The sequence below is a fragment of the Halonotius sp. GCM10025705 genome, from assembly GCF_042662885.1.
GTDB lineage: Archaea > Halobacteriota > Halobacteria > Halobacteriales > Haloferacaceae > Halonotius > Halonotius aquaticus.
This window is the reverse complement of the sequence record NZ_JBHSZD010000001.1, coordinates 1452896-1470592: the sequence shown is the minus strand read 5'-3', so window position 1 is coordinate 1470592 and position 17697 is coordinate 1452896. Positions and strand designations below refer to the sequence as shown.

At 64.0% G+C, this 17697-nt stretch carries 22 protein-coding genes and 2 pseudogenes; 14 read left to right on the top strand and 10 right to left on the bottom strand.

Annotated elements, in window-relative coordinates:
* The first annotated feature begins 59 nt into the window (after window positions 1-59).
* Window positions 60-385 (top strand): annotated as a pseudogene (locus ACFQJB_RS08265) (DUF4870 domain-containing protein).
* Between the two features lie 4 nt (window positions 386-389).
* Here the strand turns inward: ACFQJB_RS08265 and ACFQJB_RS08260 are convergent.
* Window positions 390-1514, bottom strand: a complete 1125-nt coding sequence (locus ACFQJB_RS08260; RefSeq protein ID WP_379727998.1) for an MFS transporter — start codon at window positions 1512-1514, stop codon at window positions 390-392.
* 149 nt (window positions 1515-1663) lie between these two features.
* Here ACFQJB_RS08260 and ribH point away from each other — a divergent pair, with 149 nt between their 5' ends.
* Window positions 1664-2068, top strand: a complete 405-nt coding sequence (gene ribH / locus ACFQJB_RS08255; protein WP_379726068.1) for a 6,7-dimethyl-8-ribityllumazine synthase — start codon at window positions 1664-1666, stop codon at window positions 2066-2068.
* A complete protein-coding gene (locus ACFQJB_RS08250; protein WP_379726066.1) occupies window positions 2065-3216 on the top strand; it encodes a pyridoxal phosphate-dependent aminotransferase in 1152 nt (383 codons plus the stop codon). Before ribH ends, ACFQJB_RS08250 begins: the two co-directional genes overlap by 4 nt.
* A 97-nt stretch (window positions 3217-3313) precedes the next feature.
* On the opposite strand, the gene ACFQJB_RS08245 is transcribed toward ACFQJB_RS08250, so the two are convergent.
* The 3 genes from ACFQJB_RS08245 to ACFQJB_RS08235 all read right to left on the bottom strand — a co-directional run bounded on the left by ACFQJB_RS08245 (window position 3314) and on the right by ACFQJB_RS08235 (window position 6064).
* On the bottom strand, window positions 3314-4279 hold the full coding sequence (locus ACFQJB_RS08245; RefSeq protein ID WP_379726063.1) for a nucleotidyltransferase family protein: 966 nt from the start codon (window positions 4277-4279) through the stop codon (window positions 3314-3316).
* A 72-nt stretch (window positions 4280-4351) separates the two neighbouring features.
* The gene (locus ACFQJB_RS08240) at window positions 4352-5137 is read right to left on the bottom strand and encodes a hypothetical protein (protein ID WP_379726060.1); all 786 of its coding nucleotides are present in this window, start codon (window positions 5135-5137) and stop codon (window positions 4352-4354) included.
* A 6-nt stretch (window positions 5138-5143) separates the two neighbouring features.
* Entirely contained in the window at window positions 5144-6064 is a 921-nt protein-coding gene (locus ACFQJB_RS08235) for an acyltransferase (protein ID WP_379726057.1), read from the bottom strand.
* Between the two features lie 198 nt (window positions 6065-6262).
* Here ACFQJB_RS08235 and ACFQJB_RS08230 point away from each other — a divergent pair, with 198 nt between their 5' ends.
* The 5 genes from ACFQJB_RS08230 to ACFQJB_RS08210 all read left to right on the top strand — a co-directional run bounded on the left by ACFQJB_RS08230 (window position 6263) and on the right by ACFQJB_RS08210 (window position 8659).
* Entirely contained in the window at window positions 6263-6631 is a 369-nt protein-coding gene (locus ACFQJB_RS08230) for a CBS domain-containing protein (RefSeq protein ID WP_379726054.1), read from the top strand.
* Window positions 6632-6736: 105 nt separating this feature from the next.
* Window positions 6737-6904: a hypothetical protein gene (locus tag ACFQJB_RS08225; protein ID WP_379726052.1), complete on the top strand. Its 168-nt coding sequence runs from the start codon at window positions 6737-6739 to the stop codon at window positions 6902-6904.
* Between the two features lie 167 nt (window positions 6905-7071).
* Window positions 7072-7347 (top strand): signal recognition particle subunit SRP19, encoded by a 276-nt coding sequence (gene srp19 / locus ACFQJB_RS08220; protein WP_379726049.1) that lies wholly within the window; start codon window positions 7072-7074, stop codon window positions 7345-7347.
* A gap of 1 nt (window position 7348) precedes the next feature.
* Window positions 7349-7576: an H/ACA ribonucleoprotein complex subunit GAR1 gene (locus ACFQJB_RS08215; RefSeq protein WP_120102190.1), complete on the top strand. Its 228-nt coding sequence runs from the start codon at window positions 7349-7351 to the stop codon at window positions 7574-7576.
* Between the two features lie 72 nt (window positions 7577-7648).
* Window positions 7649-8659, top strand: a complete 1011-nt coding sequence (locus tag ACFQJB_RS08210; protein ID WP_379726046.1) for a presenilin family intramembrane aspartyl protease PSH — start codon at window positions 7649-7651, stop codon at window positions 8657-8659.
* A gap of 18 nt (window positions 8660-8677) precedes the next feature.
* Here the strand turns inward: ACFQJB_RS08210 and ACFQJB_RS08205 are convergent, their stop codons facing one another.
* From ACFQJB_RS08205 to ACFQJB_RS08180, 6 genes and pseudogenes are all read right to left on the bottom strand, one after another.
* Window positions 8678-9112 (bottom strand): PUA domain-containing protein, encoded by a 435-nt coding sequence (locus ACFQJB_RS08205; RefSeq protein WP_379727996.1) that lies wholly within the window; start codon window positions 9110-9112, stop codon window positions 8678-8680.
* A 158-nt stretch (window positions 9113-9270) separates the two neighbouring features.
* Window positions 9271-9438: a hypothetical protein gene (locus tag ACFQJB_RS08200; RefSeq protein WP_165853255.1), complete on the bottom strand. Its 168-nt coding sequence runs from the start codon at window positions 9436-9438 to the stop codon at window positions 9271-9273.
* Entirely contained in the window at window positions 9439-9936 is a 498-nt protein-coding gene (locus ACFQJB_RS08195; protein ID WP_120102196.1) for an NYN domain-containing protein, read from the bottom strand.
* 75 nt (window positions 9937-10011) lie between these two features.
* The gene (locus ACFQJB_RS08190) at window positions 10012-10527 is read right to left on the bottom strand and encodes a hypothetical protein (protein WP_379726043.1); all 516 of its coding nucleotides are present in this window, start codon (window positions 10525-10527) and stop codon (window positions 10012-10014) included.
* Window positions 10528-10662: 135 nt separating this feature from the next.
* Window positions 10663-12620, bottom strand: a pseudogene (locus tag ACFQJB_RS08185) (DEAD/DEAH box helicase).
* A 51-nt stretch (window positions 12621-12671) separates the two neighbouring features.
* Window positions 12672-13409, bottom strand: coding sequence for a DUF389 domain-containing protein (locus ACFQJB_RS08180; RefSeq protein WP_379726040.1), 738 nt, complete (start codon window positions 13407-13409; stop codon window positions 12672-12674).
* A 26-nt stretch (window positions 13410-13435) separates the two neighbouring features.
* On the opposite strand from ACFQJB_RS08180, the gene ACFQJB_RS08175 reads away from it, so the two are divergent.
* From ACFQJB_RS08175 to lwrS, 6 genes are all read left to right on the top strand, one after another.
* Window positions 13436-13573, top strand: a complete 138-nt coding sequence (locus ACFQJB_RS08175) for a hypothetical protein (RefSeq protein WP_379726038.1) — start codon at window positions 13436-13438, stop codon at window positions 13571-13573.
* 113 nt (window positions 13574-13686) lie between these two features.
* Complete coding sequence (locus ACFQJB_RS08170) at window positions 13687-13881, top strand: hypothetical protein (protein WP_379726035.1); 195 nt, start codon at window positions 13687-13689, stop codon at window positions 13879-13881.
* Between the two features lie 245 nt (window positions 13882-14126).
* Window positions 14127-15050, top strand: a complete 924-nt coding sequence (locus ACFQJB_RS08165) for a manganese-dependent inorganic pyrophosphatase (RefSeq protein WP_379726032.1) — start codon at window positions 14127-14129, stop codon at window positions 15048-15050.
* A gap of 140 nt (window positions 15051-15190) precedes the next feature.
* Window positions 15191-15850, top strand: coding sequence for a precorrin-2 dehydrogenase/sirohydrochlorin ferrochelatase family protein (locus tag ACFQJB_RS08160; protein ID WP_379727994.1), 660 nt, complete (start codon window positions 15191-15193; stop codon window positions 15848-15850).
* A complete protein-coding gene (gene hemA, locus ACFQJB_RS08155) occupies window positions 15847-17289 on the top strand; it encodes a glutamyl-tRNA reductase (RefSeq protein ID WP_379726029.1) in 1443 nt (480 codons plus the stop codon). Before ACFQJB_RS08160 ends, hemA begins: the two co-directional genes overlap by 4 nt.
* Window positions 17290-17307: 18 nt before the next feature.
* Complete coding sequence (lwrS, locus tag ACFQJB_RS08150) at window positions 17308-17694, top strand: LWR-salt protein (RefSeq protein WP_379726026.1); 387 nt, start codon at window positions 17308-17310, stop codon at window positions 17692-17694.
* The last annotated feature ends 3 nt before the right edge of the window (window positions 17695-17697 follow it).

The window sequence follows — 17697 nt, the reverse complement described above, 5'->3', positions numbered from 1 at the left end:
TGTTTCCGACCCTGACACACGGGCATGGATTTAACAGTCCATCCTCGTAACTGCCAGCTATGACAACCCAGGCAGACGGTGATACCACGCTCGCAGCCTTAGGCATGCTTCCGCCCTCGTCGCAGTGTTTTTCGGGCCGCTGTTGTTCCTGATTCTCGCTGCTGACGACGACGAACTGGTTCGTGAGAACGCAGCAAACGCCCTGAACTTTCAGATCGTACTCTTCATCGCTACGGTGATTGCGGCCATCTTGGTGTTCGCATTCATCGGTATTCTGCTGCTCCCGATTCTCGGCGTGATCGATATCGTCTTTGTGCTCATCGGGACAGTCAAAGCCAGCAACGGTGAGATCTACACCTACCCGTTGACGCCCGATATCGTCTAAACCGCTACACAGCCTGTGGTCGCTCTGTCCCCGCGACGATCAGCCCGAAGGCGATCAGTGTCAACACCGCTGTCAGGAGGATCGCCACGGTGTAGCCATCGGTGGCGGCGATGGTCGCGGTGCCGAGCGGCGGCATCACCAGTGAGCCGACCCCGGCAGCAACGTTGAACACGCCGATGACCGCGGTATCCTTCTCCGGCGGGTAGACCGTGAGCAACACCGGAATGTACAGCGTCGCACAGCCACCCAGCCCGAGGCCGATGAGGCCGACGCTGCCGATCAACAGCACCGGCGACGGCGCGGCCAGCAGCGTGAGCCCGGCGGTGGCACAGCCAAGCGAAAGCAAAAACGCCCGCCGCGATCCCAGTCGGTCGCCGAGGTAGCCGCCGCCGATCCGGGAGATGATGCTCACGCCGCCGATGAGCCCGAACGCTGTCGACGCCGCGGTCTCGCTCAGCCCACGAGACGCAAAGAGGTCGACGGCGAACGCCGCCAGCAGCTGGTACCACGCGAAGGCCAACCCGATGCCAACAAAGAGATACTGGAACTGCCGGGTTCGGGCCAGCCCGCCAACCCAGCCGACCAGATCGCCGACCGTCGTCGACGCCTCCTCGACCCACGGCGGGCGGCGACACAGCAGGCCGGCGGCCAGAAAGGTGAGCGTCGTCACCGACATGATCGCCAGAAACCCCTGTCGGACGCCGAAGTCGGCGATGGCGACCTGCCAGATCGGCGGCAACACGAACAGCCCCAGCCCGTTGCCGACGAAGATCAACCCGGTCGCCGCGCCGCGTCGCCGCTCAAACCACCGAGGGACGACCGAGGCGACAACAACGAACTGCGTGCCGAGGGCTAACCCCAAGACCGCAAAGACGACGAGCAAGCCGAGATACGAATCAAGGACGTACAGCGCGGGCGCGGTCAGCCCGGTTGCTGCCGCCGCGGCCAGCAACACCGCCCGCGCGGGCCACCGCACCGACAGCACGCCGACGATCCCCGAACCGATAAAGAACGTAAACAACATGACCGAAAACACCGTCGACAGCGCGACCGGCGCGATCCCGAAGGCGTTGCTGAAGGGCTCCCGGAAAATACCATACGAGAGCGGCGTCCCGAAGGTGAAGATCATCGCCACCGCGCCGACAGTAGCGACCAGCCAGCTGTAGCGACTATCAGGGCCTGCGTCAAGCGACACACAGACGCTATCCATCGCCGAGCAAAAGGGCCCGCGGTCGCCGTCGAACGGTAGTTCTTTTGCCGAACCGGCCGACCCCTCCTATGACCAGTGTGGGACTGGTGGTCGCCCAATTCAACAGCGCGGTCACCACCGAGATGCAAGCGGCCGCCGAGGACGCCGCCGCCGAGCGTGACGCCGAGCTCAGTGAGGTACTGGAAGTGCCCGGGGCCTACGACGCGCCGCTGGCGGCCGACCGCCTCGCCCGCCGCGACGACATCGACGCAGTCGCCGTCATCGGGGCGATCGTCACCGGCGACACCGACCACGATCAGGTGATCGCCGACGCCGCCGCACAGGGACTGACCGACGTGAGCCTTGACCGGGATACGCCGGTGACCTTCGGCGTCAGCGGCCCGGGGATGAGCGGCGCGGAAGCCCGCGAGCGCGAACAGAAAGGAGCGGAAGCGGTAAACGCCGCCGTGGACATGGTCAAGGTACTACCATGAACATGGAGTTCGCAGACCGCGTTCAGCGGGTTGAACCGAGCGCGACGCTGGCGATCAGCAACCTCTCCAGTGAGCTTGAAGCTGAGGGGATCGACGTCGTCGATCTCTCGGTCGGCGAACCTGACTTCCCGACCCCCGAAAATATCGTCGAGGCCGGCAAGGAAGCGATGGACGCCGGCCACACCGGCTACACGTCCTCGAACGGGATTCTCGAACTCCGAGAAGCCCTCGCCGAGAAACTCACCGGTCAGGGCATTGACGCCGACGCCGACGAGATCATCGTCACCCCCGGCGGAAAACAGGGCCTCTATGAGGCGATCAACACCCTGATCGACGACGGCGACGAGGTCGTTTTGCTCGATCCGGCGTGGGTCTCCTACGAGGCGATGGTGAAACTCTCCGGTGGCTCGCTCAACCGCGTCGACCTCTCGCCGTACGACTTCCAGCTCGAACCCGGCCTCGACGACCTCGCCGACGCCGTCTCCGACGACACCGAGCTTGTCATCGTCAACTCGCCGTCGAATCCAACTGGAGCCGTGTACTCCGACGAAGCCCTCGAAGGCGTCCGCGATCTCGCGGTCGAACACGACTTTGCCGTGATCTCAGATGAGATCTACGAGCGGATCACCTACGGTGTCGAGCCGACCTCGCTGGGCTCTCTTGCGGGGATGGAAGACCGGACGATCACGCTCAACGGCTTCTCGAAGGCGTTCTCGATGACGGGCTGGCGGCTCGGCTACATCCACGCCCCGCAGGATCTCATCGATCAGGCCGGCAAACTTCACTCCCATTCTGTCTCCTGTGCGGTGAACTTCGTCCAACGGGCTGGCCTCGAAGCGCTCTCGGAGCGCACCGATGATTCGGTCGTCGAGATGCGTGAGGCCTTCCGCGAGCGACGCGATATGCTGGCCGACCTCTTCGCCGAGCACGGCGTCGATGTCCCTGTCGGCGACGGCGCGTTCTACATGATGATCCCCGTCGACGACGACGATCAGACGTGGTGTGAGGAGGCGATTCAGGAAGCCCACGTCGCCACCGTTCCGGGCAGTGCCTTCGGCGCGCCCGGCTACGCCCGGATTTCCTACGCTGCCAGTGAAGAGCGACTCCGCGAAGCGGTCGACCGCCTCGTCGAAGGCGGCTTCCTGTAAGCCGGGATCGTATCACGATCACCGCCAGCGGTTGTCGCTTCTTTCTGCTCGCTACGCTTCTCTTCTCGCCTCGAAAAATCAGAAAACGGGAGCCGCGTTACTCGTCGGAGACGACGCTGTAGGAGCCGATCAGGCTCTCGGTGAGGTCGATCCCTTCGACGGTTGCTTTCTCGTCGAAGACCGTGTCGGTGAGTTCGGCGTCCTCGACGTGCGCATCGGGGAAGACGAGCGTGTCCGTTAGCGTCGCGTTCTTGACGGTCGCGCCGTCCATCACGTGCGTTGAGCCGTTGAGATCGCTGTTTTCGACGGTCGCACCCTCGGCGATCTTCGGCTCGCCACCGAGCTTCCAGTCGACGGCATCGAGGTAGGCCGCGGCTTCGCCGATGTCGAACCAGACGTCATCGAAGGTGAACGCGTAGACGGATTGGCGATCCTGGAGCCACTGGAGGAACCAGCCAGGCTCGTCGGGGTTCTCGTCGTTGGCGAGGTAGGTGTCGAACTTCGGCAGCACATCAGCCGGGAAGGCGTAACACGCAATCGAGGCCAGCGTCGTGTTCGGCTCATCGGGCTTCTCCTGGAAGTTGACGACCTCGTCGCCGTCGAGTTCGACGAGCCCGTAGGATTTCGCGCGTTCGCGGTCGCCGACATCGTAGGCGGCCAGTACCGGCGACTCCTTGTCCTCGAAGAAGCCGACGAAGTCCTCGATGTCGAAGCCGACCATGTTGTCGCCGGCGATGATGAGCAGGTCGTCGTCGAGGCCTTCTCGGTCGATGAGCTGGGCGAGCGCGCCGACGACGCCGAACTTCTCGTCTTCGTCGCTGGTGTCCTCGACGGAGAGGACGGGCTTCTCGTAGCCCTGCTCGTCGACGTAGTTCTCGAAGTCCGCGGCGAACCGCTCGTTGGTGCTGATGTAGACGTCCTCGACGTCGTCGTTGTCGTCGAGTTGGGCGAGCGTCTTGTCGATCACCGTCGTGTCGCCGACCGGGAGAAGCATCTTCGGTCGGTTCCGCGTGATCGGCCACATTCGGGTTGCATAGCCACCTGCAAGAACAATTGCATCCATGGACGGACAAGCCACCGCCGATGACTTATACTCTGTTATTGGTATGGTATACCGTCACAACCGGACTTCCCGTCACAGGGACTCGGAGCTGGAATCGAGCCAGTCAGCGACCGGTTTCCGGTTGGTTGTGGCCGCGATCGACCGCAGCGTTGCGGTCGCCTCAGCATCAAACCACAGTCGGCGTCGCCACCACGGCCCTTGCCCGGAATCGTTCGACAGCTCAGTGACGATCCGGTTGGCAGTCGCCCCCGATTCGGGCGTGCTGAGCGGGGTCGCGCGATCAAACAGTCGGGAGCCCTCACCGCCGCGAACCAACACCTTCGCGTCGACCGCGGCGCGCTTGCAGTGGGCGTTGTTGGCGAACGCCGCCTTATCGGCTGGCGACAGCGACTGACAGGCGTCGCTGTCGAGGACACGAGCGACCCGAAATTCGCCGATCAGATACGCGCCCCACTCGGGGGCGACCCACTCGACGGCCGGATCGGTGTCGACCTCGGCGGGCGGGTCGTGGCGCGTCAGCGTCGCATAGAACAACAGCGAATCCCCCGGCCGCAACTCGCTGATCGGGCCGGCCTTGACGGCGTGTTCGTCGCCGTAGGTGTCGGATTCACAGCAGGGATAGCCCGCAAACTCAGGGTCGAGATGCACCGGGGTATCCCGGCTCTCACTCGGCAACTCGAACGGGAGCGGCGCAAGCTCGGCCAGCAGGTCGTCGTAGGTTGGTACCTCAGCCGCAGGGTCGACCGGTTCGCGCTCGGGGATCGGGAGGTAGACAAAGCTTCCATCGGGATAGATCGGCCCTCGCACGCCGGGAAGGTTCGTATTGGCGGCGACGTTGATGGCGAGGGCACGAGCCATGGCTACCTACTCACGCGCTGACGGCGCGTCGGGTGGTGACAACGTCCGCTGGAACTCATCAAAGATCTCGACCTCGTCGTCGATCTCGTGGTCGATCTCGCGGTCGTCCTGTCGGTTCGGGAGTCGGCCGTCATCGATTGGCTCAGCGACCGCTTCCCAGCCGGGTTTGATCTTGACGCTGTTGGCGGGGGAGCCGACGACGACATGGTGGGCTGGCACGTCGCCTTGCACCATCGCACGCGCGCCGACCACCGCGTTCTCGCCGACCCGACAGCCGGCTCGCACCATCGCATCGTAGGTGACGCGGGCGTCGTCGTCGATAATCGTGTGGTAGTTGTCAACATGTGTTTGGTCGACCAGATCGTGGTCGTGGCTGTAGATGTGGACGCCATCGGAGATGGAGACACGGTCGCCGACGGTCAGTTTCCCGCGGTCGTCGAGGTGGACATCGTCGTGGACGACGACGTTGTCACCGATCGAGATGTTGTGGCCGTAGGTGAACGTGATCCCCTTGAAGAAGCGGCAGTTGTCGCCACACTCATCGAAGAGGTGGTCTGCGAGCATCTGGCGGAACTGCAGCGCGAAGGCGACGTTGTCGGCCATCGGCGTCGCGTCGAACTGCCGCCAGAGCCACTGGAGATGTTTTGACTCCTCGAATCGGTCTTCGTCTTTCTCGGCATAGTATTCGGATTCCAGCGTGGCGTTACAGGGGTCATACCCCTGGAGCCGAACCCGGGTTGCTGGCGAGACGTCCTCGCCACGCTGCCATGCCTCGTAGGCCTCCCGATCGCCGAACAGATCGACGAGTACGTCGGTGACGACCTCGCAGGTATCTTCCGGCCCCGAGAGCCGTTCATCCACCGACTCGATAAAGCGATCAACCCCGTCGGCCGCCGCGGCCGGCAGGGAGACGTGTCGCTTGGTCATTGGCGTGCGTTGCCTACGAGTAAATAAATGGATTCGGTTGTGTGGGTGTTACCGGCTCCACCATCCGAGTCACCGAGGGAGACGGCGAATCAGTTTTGTACCTTGCGATACAATACCACACAATGCTCGTCCGTGAGTTGATGACAACTGACCTCGTAACTGCCCCGATCGAGGCCGATATGGACCGTCGCCAAGCGCATGCTTGAGGAGCGGGTCGGGAGTGTCATCATCACGAACGACGGGACGCCAACCGGGATCGTCACCGAATCCGACGCGCTACTGGTCGGTTATGCCGCCGACAAACCCTTTTCGGCGGTGTCGGCACAAGCGGCGATGAGCCACCCGCTTGCCACTATCGAGCCGACGACGACGATCAGAACTGCCACCGACCGGATGGTCGATGATGGGGTGAAGAAGCTCCCCGTCGTCTCGGAGTTGGAGCTTCAGGGGATTCTCACGATGACCGACATTGTTCGCGCCCACAGCGACCTCCTCAAGGAGGTTCGACAGATCGAACGCGGACGGGGCCTCCACGATCCTGACGATTGGCAACTCTCCGAAGAGTAGCCCCAGCAGCCAAAACAGACCGGCTAACTGTCTCGACCGATATCGATTGGATATGTACTCGCACCCCACAATTGAAACACTGCACGTCAACCGCGGAGGCGGTCGATGATATCGCTGCCATCCGTTCTTGGCATCACCGTTGTCGCCCACACGTTGCTTGCGGTCGGTGTGGTCATCCATGGCCGTCGCACCGACACTGATCCCGGCTACTGGCCGCTGGCGACGCTGTTGGTCGGCGTTATCGGTGTCGCCGGCTACCTGTGGCGCCGATAACACACCCACTGCACCCATCTCTCATCTGGCCTCTGAACCCCTCAGCTTCTGCTCGAAATCGCCAGCCAACGAGCCGACGGGCCGACGCAACACCACTTTCACTCCGCCGTCAGACACGCGGCACAGTAGTCGTAACGGTATTACCCTCGGCCCCGTCTTGATTGGGTATGGTCGAAAACGTACTCTGGCCGGCGTATTTTGACGCCGACCTGACGCGATCCGAAGGCCGGCGGGTCGCGACCGATCTCGCGGTCGACGAACCCGCTGTCGACGAGATCGCCACCGCAGTCCAGCAGATCGGCTATGATGCCGTGATCGAACGCGACAAGACGTATCCCCGAGCCGTCGAAACCCGCGGTCGCGTACTTGTCACGGGCGCAGAGGATACGAAAAACGATCTTGTCCAGGCCGTCGGTGCCTATCTCGGCGTCCTCCGGGAGTAAGATGCAGCGGATCGGCACTGTCGACAAAACCGCCCAAGGGCTCGGGATCGTCGCCCTCGATACTGAGGATACGCCCGACATCGGGCTGATGGTAATCGACGAGTCGCTGTCGACGGTCGGCCGGATCGTCGACATCTTTGGCCCGGTTGCCAGCCCGTATGCGGCGATCACACCGACCGATAGCGCGTCGCTGACGGATCTGGTTGGGACGACGCTGTACGCAGAGTAGCACCACCGACCCCGTTTTCTCAGGTCGGGCTGCAAACACAACGGCCAAACCCCCCACCGTCCAAAGGCGACCATGTTCCCCCGGGAGTATCGCGGCGTCGCCGTTGCCGTCGTGTTGTTCCTCCTCGTCCAGCTCGGCGCGCTCGCGTTGGTGGAGACGTTTTTCCAGCAGGGCTATCAGCCGGTCGAGGATCCGAGCGACCCGACCAACAGCCTGTTTTATATCGGGGCGGTGTTGGTCGCGACGGTGTTCTTTCTGGCGGCGTTCAAGTATGATCTCGACTGGGTCGTCCGCGTCGTCATCGTCGCCACCAGCGGGATGCTCTCGTGGTACGTCTTCAGCGCGATTGTCCCGCCCGGAGTCGCCGCAGTTCTCGGTGCCGGCGTCGCCGTCGGACTGTGGGTCTACCCTGAGTGGTACGTCGTCGACACCGCCGGGGTGTTGATGGGCGCGGGCGCGGCAGGCCTGTTCGGTATTACCTTTGGACTCCTGCCGGCGATCGTCCTGCTGTCGGTGCTGGCGGTCTACGATGCGATCAGCGTCTACAAGACCGAACACATGCTGGATCTTGCGGATGGCGTGATGGATCTCAGAATCCCCGTCATCCTCGTGATCCCGCTGTCGTGGTCGTACTCGCTGTTGGACGACGTTGGCGACGACGCGGGCAGCGATAGCGACGACGTTGGCGACGACGCTGGCGAGGATGATGACACCGAGGCTGACGAAGCAGACGACGCCAACGCCGATCCGAGCGTTGACATCGCCCCCGGCGACGACGAACGCGAGGCCTTTTTCATCGGCCTCGGCGACGCCGTGATCCCGGGCGTGATGGTCGCCAGCGCGGCCTTCTTCTCGTCGGCCCCACAGTACGCTGTGCCCATCATTGAACTCAACACGCCCGCGCTGTTCTCGTTGGTCGGCACACTCGCCGGACTGCTCGTGCTCATGTCGATGGTAATGAAAGGGAAACCGCATGCCGGCCTCCCGTTGCTCAACGGCGGCGCGATCGGTGGCTACCTGGTTGGCGCGCTGTGGGTCGGCATCCCGCTTGCTGAAGCGGTCGGGATCACTGGATTCCTCTAACTCGCGGTTAGCACCCCATCAGTCGTCGACGCCTTCTCGCACTTTGACCGCCATCCCGCTGTCGAAATCAGCCATCGCGTCCGCCGAGAGTTCGGCCCGCCCAACCGCCAGCAGGTCGCCGCGCTCGTGGACGACCAACACCTCGTCGCCGGGTCGGATCTCGGGGTCGACTTTGCTGACGAACTTGGCGAAAGCGTTCTTGCCATCCCGCACAAACGGCTCGGAGTCGTCGCCGACGACGACACGGCATCGCGGTCGATCGAAGGCCGCCGCCAGTCGCCGACCGCCGGCGATGCCGAGCGTGAATCGGCCGTCGACACCGTAAGAAACGAGGCGGTTGCCGTCGGCAACAAGTTGCCGCGGACGACCGCTGCTGGAGCGGCGGATCTCGATGGCCTCGCCGGGTGGGAACAGTGCCGCGCCCGCGCCGGCGCCGAACTGGTAGTCGGCAATCGTCCGGAGTTCATCGAGGCCGCGGTCGTGAGTGCTGTCGTCGGGTGTCCCGTCGCTTGGGGGTGTCGCCCCCGGCTGGCTGCCTCATCGCTCATACAGTTGGTGTCTCGTCGGGCGTACAAAAGCGGGGTTGTCTGTGGCGACGATACCGGGTGTAGCTATGAGACGAGTCGCTGCCGAACCCACGCCAACAGCGCGAACAGGACAAGCCCGATGGCGACGCCGGCGAGCGTGCTCTGGAGCAGTGTTCGGCCGAGTGCAAGGCCGATCGCCACGCCGAACGTAAACGGGAGGGCAAGCCCCTCGATCTGGGTGCTTGTGGGCATCTACAGGAGGAACTGCTCTTTGTTGTCGGCGAGATCGGTGAACTCATCTGTCGCGTCGATCAGCTCCTCAGCTGTCGAGGAGCCAAAGGCCATCACCTCAACGCGGACGCCCTCATGACGGAGGTGCGAACAGAGCCGCGAGAAGTCGCCATCGCCGGTACACAGTACGACCGTATCGACGTGGTCGGCCAGCGTGATCGCATCGAGGCTCATCCCGACATCCCAGTCGGCCTTCTTGCTGCCGTCACCGAACGTCTTGATCGCCTTGATCTTGGTCTCGAAGCCGATGTCGACGAGGGCGTCGAAGAAATCCTCCTCGTTGGGTGCGTCCGCCCGGATCACATAGGCGATCGCTCGGGTCAACTCGCGGCCGGCGACCGCCTCGGTCAACAGCCCCTCGTAGTCGATGTTCCGTGAGTAGTCGCTGTGGGCCGTATGATACAGGTTCTGGGAGTCAGCGAGCACGGCAACCCGCTGATCAGGGTGAATGTCGGTCATATCGATCCACGACCGGCCGGCGTGTTGAGCCTGTCGCACCGCTGGTCGGTCGGCTCCCCTCGGCCGCTCTCGGGCTCAGCGATTGAATTTCACGTTCGCGTCGGTGATCGACTCTCGGAGAAACGGGTGTTCAACGGTTTTCTCGATCGACCCGTCTCGTGCGTGCACCGCCAATTCCTTAAAATCAAACTGCTCTTGGGCCTGTTTGCCGTACTCGTAGGCCTGTTTGACCGCGCTTGCGGAGCCGAACACGTAGCGTTCGCCCTCGGGGACGACGAGCCATTTTTTCAACAGCTGGCTGTAGGTGACCCGCAGCGTGCTAAACAGATCGTTCCAGTAGACATCGCCGACGCTTGTCTCTGAGTCCCACCGCAGCGTACAGGGGTGGCGGTCGGCCTCCAACCGATCTGAGGCGGCCGCCATCGCCTCCATCCGCCGGCGGTGAACCGAAAAGATCGTCGCCTCCTCGGGGGTGCGCCGGAACTCACGACAGACGTAGCCCTGCTCGGTCTCAATGACCTCTAAGGGCTGTTTGCAGGGCGGCGCGTCCCCGCCGCCGAGATGCCCAACGGCGGATCGGTTGTTCGACACGGATACAGATAGCTCCGCTGGAACGCATAAATAAGTTCCCAAGAACTGACCGATCGGGCTGCAGTCTGCCGGATCGTCAAAGAAATAGTATTGAGATAATACTCTCCTCGTCTTCCCGACGGCGACTCACCAAGCTTAGAGCTGTGTGCGGACGCGGCTGATCGCCGGCAACGAGACCCCAAGCACGTCGGCGACGGCGTCGGCCGCGCTCAACAGCCAGTCGGCGCGCTCGATCCGTGAATCAAGATCACCGGGGCCGAGGCGATACCGTTCGACGAGCGTCTCGATCGTGGCGCCCTCGCTCCATTCGGCGAGGATACGGGCGGTTTTAACCGCTTCAAGCCATCGCTCGAAGTCCTCGGCGTCGCCCATCGCCGTCGTGAACTCGTCGGCGTGCTGGCGGGCGTACTCGTAGATCGCCGCCCGCTCCTCGTTGCCGAGGTAGGTATCGTGCATATCCGGCGTGTCACAGATGATCTCCAAGGCGGTGAGCGCGGTTGGCTCGGCCATTTCTCCGGCTGTCCGCAGTCCCTCAACGATCCGCACCCCGGTTTCGGGGGTGATGTACTGCGTTGAGACGGTCGCGCCGATCTCAGTTGCCGCCAGCACGCGACTGTCCGCGTTGTCGGTGCCATCAGCCGAGTTGTGGATGACCAGTCCCATCTCGATCAACTCCTCGATGACGGCGGCGACGATGCCAGCGAGGTCGTCGACCGGCGTTTGGTGGGCGTAAAACGTCGCCGCCAGTACATCCAAGATCCCGGATTCGGTCTCCGCGAAGCCGGAGGCGATAATCGACAGCACGTGGGTTCGCAGCGCGGCCTCGCTCGCAGCTTCGATTCGACGGCTTCGGGGTCGGCACCGAGATACCGCTCGGCCAACGCCTCAGGGTCGTCGGTATCGACGAGGATCGCCTCGCCGTAGGGGTCGAGATGCGGTCGACCGGCCCGCCCGCACATCTGGTGGATTTCGAGGACGGGCAGCCACTCCGTTCCCGAGCCGGTGTAGCGTTGCTGGTCGCGGACGACGACCCGGCGGGCAGGGACGTTGACACCGGCGGCCAGCGTCGGCGTCGCACAGATGGCATCCAGCGTCCGCTCCCGGAACGCCGACTCGACAAGCGCACGGTGGCCGCTTCGGAGCCCGGCGTGATGGAAGGCGACGCCATCGCGAACACAGTCGGCGAGTCGCTGGCCGGTGACGGTGCCGTCGAGGGTCTCGATCTCGTCGGCGACGGCCTCGCGGTCGGCCTGCGTGGTGTCGCTGATATCGTCAGCGTCGCCGCGCAGTCGCTCGGCGAGCGATTCGGCTTCCCGCCGGGAGCGGACAAACGCCAGCGACTGGCCGCCGTCGGCGAGGGCGTCGTCGACGAGCCGGGCGGTCGTTTCGGTATCGAGATCCGCATCTGGTGGTAGTTCCGCGGCGTCGATCCCGAGTGGATCGGACGTGTTGTCGTCATATGTGATGGCGTCGCTGTCGGCGACACCGGTACGGAGATCGACGGGTCGCCAGTCGGATTCGACGAGTTCCGCGCCGAGCCAGTCGGCGATCTCGTCGGCGTTGGCGACGGTCGCCGACAGCGCGACCAGTTGGACACCTGGTGTGAGCCGCCGGAGGTGCGCCAGCGTGACCTCAAGTGTCGGCCCGCGATCCGCCTGGCCGAGTAGGTGGACTTCGTCGACGACGACACAGCCGATGTCGTCGACCCACGACGCGCCGTTGCGAATCGCGGAGTCGACCTTCTCGCTTGTGGCGACGACGATATCGTGGTCGGCGAGCTCCGCAGCCGGCGAATCATAATCGCCGGTGGCGATGCCGACATCGACACCCGGTAACTCGCTGAACGTGGCGTGTTTTTCCGTGGCGAGGGCCCGCAGCGGGACGATATACAGCCCTGGCCCGTCGGCGGTCAGCATAGCGAGTTGGGCGATCAGGGTCTTGCCGCTGGCGGTCGGGATCGCCGCGATAACGTTTCCGCCGGCACAGATCCCGGCCTCAACCGTCTCGGCTTGGGGTGGGTACAGCTCTTCGATCCCCTGTCGCTGGAAGTGGGCGACGTGTGGCGTCGCAAGCGGCAACGCATCAACCTGCATCTATCGCTCCCTGCGGCCTACTGGGGTAAAAGGCTATGCGGGCCAACCGGCTCAGGCGCGGCTGATCTGCTCGGTGACAACGCGCACGCCGACATCGACGCCGGTTCGCTCCCGGATACGCTCCCTGAGTGCGGCTGCTGTCGGTGGATTCTCACCGTAGACACGCACTGTCACGGTGTCGGGCTGTTGGGTCAGGAGGTTTGGCTCGTAGGTGAACTCCACAGCAAGCAGGTTCTCGGTTGCATCGTCGGCGATCGTCTCAACCTCGGTTTCGAACTGGGCGTTTTCGCGGGCTGCCAGCGAACTGGTCGCCAAAAACGACGTAAGAATCAGGATCGACACCCCGAATATCAGCAGTCGCCGCCCGGTCAACCGCCGGGCTTCCTTGGCATCGTACCAGTGGGTCGGCTTGTATCGCCGCACCCAGACGGTCGCCACGCCGGCGACGTTGATCGACAACAGATTGACCGACACCAACACGCCCGCGCCGACCGCAAGCGTCGGGTCGACGTAGGCGATCCCAAGGCCGACCGCCGCCGCCGGCGGCATCAACGCGACGGCGATCATGACCCCGACCAACGCCTCGTCGGCCCCGGAAGTAAGCGACAGCGCGCCGGCGATCCCTGCGCCCAGTGCGATCGCCAACGAGAGCAGGCCGGGGTGGGCGCGTTCGGCGACCTGCTGGATGAGGAGCAATTCGAGTTCCGGCGCGAGGACGGCCCGGTAGCCGGCGGCAAACAGCGTCGCACTGACAACTGCGACCGCGAGGCCGATCGCCTGCGAGCGCATCCTCCCAGAACAGCGCGTCGTCGCTGATGACCGTGCCAACACAGGAGGCCATCGCCGGCCCGATCAGCGGCGCGATCACCATCGAGCCGACGACGACCGCCGCGCTGTCCTGCAGGAGGCCGGCGGTGGCGACAATCGCGCTGATCAGCGTCAACGCGATGTAGTTGGTGGTGCTCCGGGAGAGATTTCGCGCCTTCGTCTGGAGTTCCTCTCTGGAGATGCGTTCGTCCTCGGCGACGCCGTTTGTCTCCTCGTCGTCCTCGTCGTCGGCCTGCTGTTGTTCGAAGCGATCGGAGACGATGGTCTCGACATCGGAGACGATCATGTAGCCGTCGCGCTCGACGCCGACATCTCGAAGCTCATCGAGGATCCCCTCGACGCTGTCGACATCGGTCGGGATGTAGACGATGTCGCTGTAATCGCTCCGGGAGGTCTCACTCGTCATCGCGTAATCGATCTCCGCGTCCTCTAAGAGATCGATGACAAGCTGCCGTTTCCCCTCCGGGACGAGTGTTTGGATCAGGCGCATGGCTGATGGCTGGTTGGTGGCGACTCTCTCGATCGACTCGGTGTGAACACTACAGGCCCGTTTCGGAGCCGGGAGTAAAACAGTCGTGGGTGTTGGTGTCGACGCCACCGGCGGCCGGGCTGGCTCTACGTAGCTCGCGGCGCGGTCGTTTGGGAACGTTCTTACAACTGTAGTGCCGTCACTCGGGCATGTCACAATCCGCCTACGCTATTGGCCACCAACAGCCCGACACGGATACGGTCATTTCTGCGATCGCCCTCGCTCGCCTGAAACAGGCGCAGGGCACCGATGTCGTTGCCGCCCGCGCCGGCGAACTCAACCCTGAAACCGAATTCGTCCTTGATCGGTGGGGCGTCGACTCGCCGACGCTGCTGGAGGACGCAACCGACGAGGAACTGCTGCTCGTCGATCACAACGAATACAGCCAAACTGTCGCGGGCGCACGCGAGGCGACGATCACCCAGGTCGTCGACCACCACCGCATCGGCGACGTGACGACCGGCGATCCGATCTCCTTCCGCGCCGAACCGGTCGGCTCGACGGGGACGATCCTCACCGGCCTCTACGATGAGGCCGGCGTCGACATCGACGAAGAAACCGCGGGACTGCTGCTCAGTGGCCTGCTCAGCGACACCGTCGTGCTCCGGTCGCCGACGACGACCGATACCGACCGTGAGGTCGCCGAGCGACTGGCCGACATCGCCGGCGTCGACTACGAGGACTACGGCAAGGAACTGTTGGCCCAAAAGAGCAAACTCGGCGAGAAAAGCCCCCGCGAGATGGTGCTTGGGGACTTCAAGGAGTACGACATCGGCGACGACGTGCTGGGCATCGGTCAGATCGAGACGGTCGAACCCGAAACCGTGCTCGACCAGCGCGATGCGGTCATCGAGGCGATGGACGAGGTTGTCGCCGAGCGCGGCTACGCCGTGTTGCTCGTGCTCGTCACCGACCTGCTCGAAGAGGAGTCAACGGCGTTCATCGCTGGCGACCACACCGAGGCTGTCGGCGACGCTCTCGATGCGACATTCACCGACCGGGAGGCGTTCCTGCCGGGCGTGATGTCCCGCAAAAAACAGGTCGTCCCGCCGGTCGAAGACGCCCTGAAATAGGCCGTGTTTCGACGCGGAGACCAGAGTACTAATCGGCTGTCGTCGCTGAGTTGTGGCCAGTTGTGAGCCAGACCGCACGGCAGCCGACCACCGGGCTGATAGCAGTCTGTGGGGTGCCGACTCCCCCACACCAGCGCACAATGATCCCACTTTATCACGATTTCACTGACGCGACGGTGCTCATCTTCGGCGGCGGCAGCGTCGGCGCACGGAAGGCCAAGCGGTTCGCCGCCGAAGCCGACGTGATCGTTGTCAGCCCAACCTTCGACGATCGCTTCGCGGAGCCCGAATTTCCGCCTGTCGAGCGGGTTCGGGCCGCACCAACGTCGGCGACTGTCGCCGACTGGTTCAGCCGCGTCGACCCCGCGTTGGCTGTTGCAGCCACCGACGACAGCGAGCTCAACGCCGCTGTCGCCGAGACAGCTGCCGACCGCGACGTACTTGTCAACCGCACCGATCGCGCGGGCGAGCGGTCGGTCGGCAGCGTCGTCGTCCCCGCCACCGTCGACGATGGATCGGTCTCGGTGGCCATTTCGACCGGCGGGCAGAGCCCAGCACTCGCTCGCTATCTCCGTGAACAGATCGACAGCGAGATCGACCAGGCAGGGAAGATGGCCGAGCTGACGGGTCGGCTTCGGGCTGAGTTGAAGGAAACTGAGTCCCCCGAGACGCGGCGGGCGATGCTCCGTGCGGTCGTCCGCTCGCCGGCGGTTTGGAAGGCTTTACATACGGGAATCGCCAACGCTGAAGAAGAGGCAGCACGCGTAATGCAGGATCACCGCACAGGGGAGGATACATGATACGCAACGGCGTCATCACCGGCGTCCGCGTCGCCCACGATACGGCGACCGTCGACGAGATCGAGGCCGCCAGCGCGGACGATGTTGCCGACCGGATCGCCGACCTGCTGGCGACGCCGGGCGTCCGGGAAGCGTTCGCTATCCAGACGTGCAACCGCGCGGAGGCCTACGTCGTCACCGACCGTGCCGATCAGGGCCGCGACGCCCTCGCGGAGATCGCCGAGCCAGTTCGCTCCGGGGCGGTCGTCACGATGGCCCACGAGGCGAGCCTGCGCCATCTGATGCGACTGGCCGCCGGGCTCGAATCGCTCGTCCTCGGCGAGGATCAGATCATCGGGCAGCTGAAAGACGCCATCGAGATCGCCCGACGCGCTGAGGGGCTTGGGCCGATGTTAGAGGACGCGCTGATGAAGGCCGTCCACGTCGGCGAGCGCGCCCGCACCGAGACCGCGATCAACGAGGGCGTCGTCTCGCTTGGCTCGGCCGCCGTCACGCTCGCCGACCGCGAGATTGATCTTGACGGCGCGACCGCCCTGATTCTTGGGGCCGGCGAGATGGGGACGATCGCCGCCGAAGCGATCGCCGAAACCGCGGTTGATCGCCTGTTGATCGCCAACCGAACGATCCCGCATGCAACCCACGTCGCCGACACCGTGTCGACCGACGCAAGTGCGATCGGGCTGTCGGCAGCCGGGGCCGCCGCCGACCGAGCCGATGTGGTGATCGCCGCAACCGGGAGCCCAGATCACGTCCTCGCAGCCGAGGAGCTGGCGAGTGCCGGCGAGACACTCTGTATTGACCTCGCCCAACCGCGGGATATCGAGCCCGACGCCGACGCCGAGGCCGGGGTGACGATCCACGATATCGACGCCCTGGAGGCGATCACCGCCGAAACCCACGCTCGCCGAGAGGATGCCGCCGCTGAGGTTGAGACGATGATCGACGAGGAGTTCGACCGCTTGCTCGCGCTATTCAAACGCAAGCGCGCCGACGAGGCGATCAGTACGATGTACGAGAGTGCCGAACGCGTCAAAAACCGGGAGGTCGGCACCGCGATGGCCAAGCTCGATGCCAACGCCGAGCTGACCGAGACCCACCGCGAGGTTATCGAGTCGCTGGCGGACTCGCTGGTCAGCCAACTGCTGGCCGCGCCGACGAAGAGCCTGCGTGAGGCCGCCGCCGAGGACGATTGGACGACGATCCAGACGGCGATGCAGCTGTTCAATCCTGAGTTTGACGGCCCGGTTCCGACAGACGACGCTGTCGACGAGTTGGACGTCGACAATGCTGACACCGAGGCCGATGACAACGACGAGACGCCTGCTGGCAGCGACAGCGATACACAAGCCGGCCCGCCGAAGTCGCCTGCGGGACTCCCTGACGGTGTCGATCCCGAAGAAATCCCTCAGCACGTGCTCGAACAGCTCTCTGATAACTGAGCCTGCGGGGAAGCCAGTATGCAGGCGAACTACGTGTTTCGGGTGACAGTCCAGCTCGATCCATCAGGGGCTCATCTCGATCCTCATCGCTTTGAGACGGTCTGTCGACTCCCGGCTGCGACGCCGGGAACTGATGGCTGGCTGTTTTTCCAGTACAATCTCTGGCGCGGCGATATTGCTGACGCCGAGCATATGCAATCTCTCTTGACGGAGAAACTCGGCGTGGAGGTTGTCGACGCCAGCTTCAGCGAACTTGAAACCGACGCGGCCTACCGGGCCGCACTTGAAAACGAAATCGAGACCGATCTCTCGCGGTTCAATGCCGACTCGGTCGACGCCGTCGTCCACCAACATCTCGGCAGTTCGATCCACGTCCGGGACGCCGAGGCGATCCCCGACACCTAACGA

What these genes read in the sequence shown, in the direction of transcription:
- ACFQJB_RS08235 (WP_379726057.1), bottom strand. Translation starts at nt 6,064, where the DNA reads ATGACCAAGCGACACGTCTCCCTGCCGGCCGCGGCGGCCGACGGGGTT.
- ACFQJB_RS08230 (WP_379726054.1), top strand. Translation starts at nt 6,263, where the DNA reads ATGCTTGAGGAGCGGGTCGGGAGTGTCATCATCACGAACGACGGGACG.
- ACFQJB_RS08215 (WP_120102190.1), top strand. Translation starts at nt 7,349, where the DNA reads ATGCAGCGGATCGGCACTGTCGACAAAACCGCCCAAGGGCTCGGGATC.
- ACFQJB_RS08210 (WP_379726046.1), top strand. Translation starts at nt 7,649, where the DNA reads ATGTTCCCCCGGGAGTATCGCGGCGTCGCCGTTGCCGTCGTGTTGTTC.
- ACFQJB_RS08160 (WP_379727994.1), top strand. Translation starts at nt 15,191, where the DNA reads ATGATCCCACTTTATCACGATTTCACTGACGCGACGGTGCTCATCTTC.
- lwrS (WP_379726026.1), top strand. Translation starts at nt 17,308, where the DNA reads ATGCAGGCGAACTACGTGTTTCGGGTGACAGTCCAGCTCGATCCATCA.
- ACFQJB_RS08225 (WP_379726052.1), top strand. Translation starts at nt 6,737, where the DNA reads ATGATATCGCTGCCATCCGTTCTTGGCATCACCGTTGTCGCCCACACG.
- ACFQJB_RS08175 (WP_379726038.1), top strand. Translation starts at nt 13,436, where the DNA reads ATGACCGTGCCAACACAGGAGGCCATCGCCGGCCCGATCAGCGGCGCG.
- ACFQJB_RS08180 (WP_379726040.1), bottom strand. Translation starts at nt 13,409, where the DNA reads ATGCGCTCGCAGGCGATCGGCCTCGCGGTCGCAGTTGTCAGTGCGACG.
- ACFQJB_RS08240 (WP_379726060.1), bottom strand. Translation starts at nt 5,137, where the DNA reads ATGGCTCGTGCCCTCGCCATCAACGTCGCCGCCAATACGAACCTTCCC.
- ACFQJB_RS08250 (WP_379726066.1), top strand. Translation starts at nt 2,065, where the DNA reads ATGAACATGGAGTTCGCAGACCGCGTTCAGCGGGTTGAACCGAGCGCG.
- srp19 (WP_379726049.1), top strand. Translation starts at nt 7,072, where the DNA reads ATGGTCGAAAACGTACTCTGGCCGGCGTATTTTGACGCCGACCTGACG.
- hemA (WP_379726029.1), top strand. Translation starts at nt 15,847, where the DNA reads ATGATACGCAACGGCGTCATCACCGGCGTCCGCGTCGCCCACGATACG.
- ACFQJB_RS08200 (WP_165853255.1), bottom strand. Translation starts at nt 9,438, where the DNA reads ATGCCCACAAGCACCCAGATCGAGGGGCTTGCCCTCCCGTTTACGTTC.
- ACFQJB_RS08260 (WP_379727998.1), bottom strand. Translation starts at nt 1,514, where the DNA reads ATGATCTTCACCTTCGGGACGCCGCTCTCGTATGGTATTTTCCGGGAG.
- ACFQJB_RS08165 (WP_379726032.1), top strand. Translation starts at nt 14,127, where the DNA reads ATGTCACAATCCGCCTACGCTATTGGCCACCAACAGCCCGACACGGAT.
- ACFQJB_RS08245 (WP_379726063.1), bottom strand. Translation starts at nt 4,279, where the DNA reads ATGGATGCAATTGTTCTTGCAGGTGGCTATGCAACCCGAATGTGGCCG.
- ribH (WP_379726068.1), top strand. Translation starts at nt 1,664, where the DNA reads ATGACCAGTGTGGGACTGGTGGTCGCCCAATTCAACAGCGCGGTCACC.
- ACFQJB_RS08195 (WP_120102196.1), bottom strand. Translation starts at nt 9,936, where the DNA reads ATGACCGACATTCACCCTGATCAGCGGGTTGCCGTGCTCGCTGACTCC.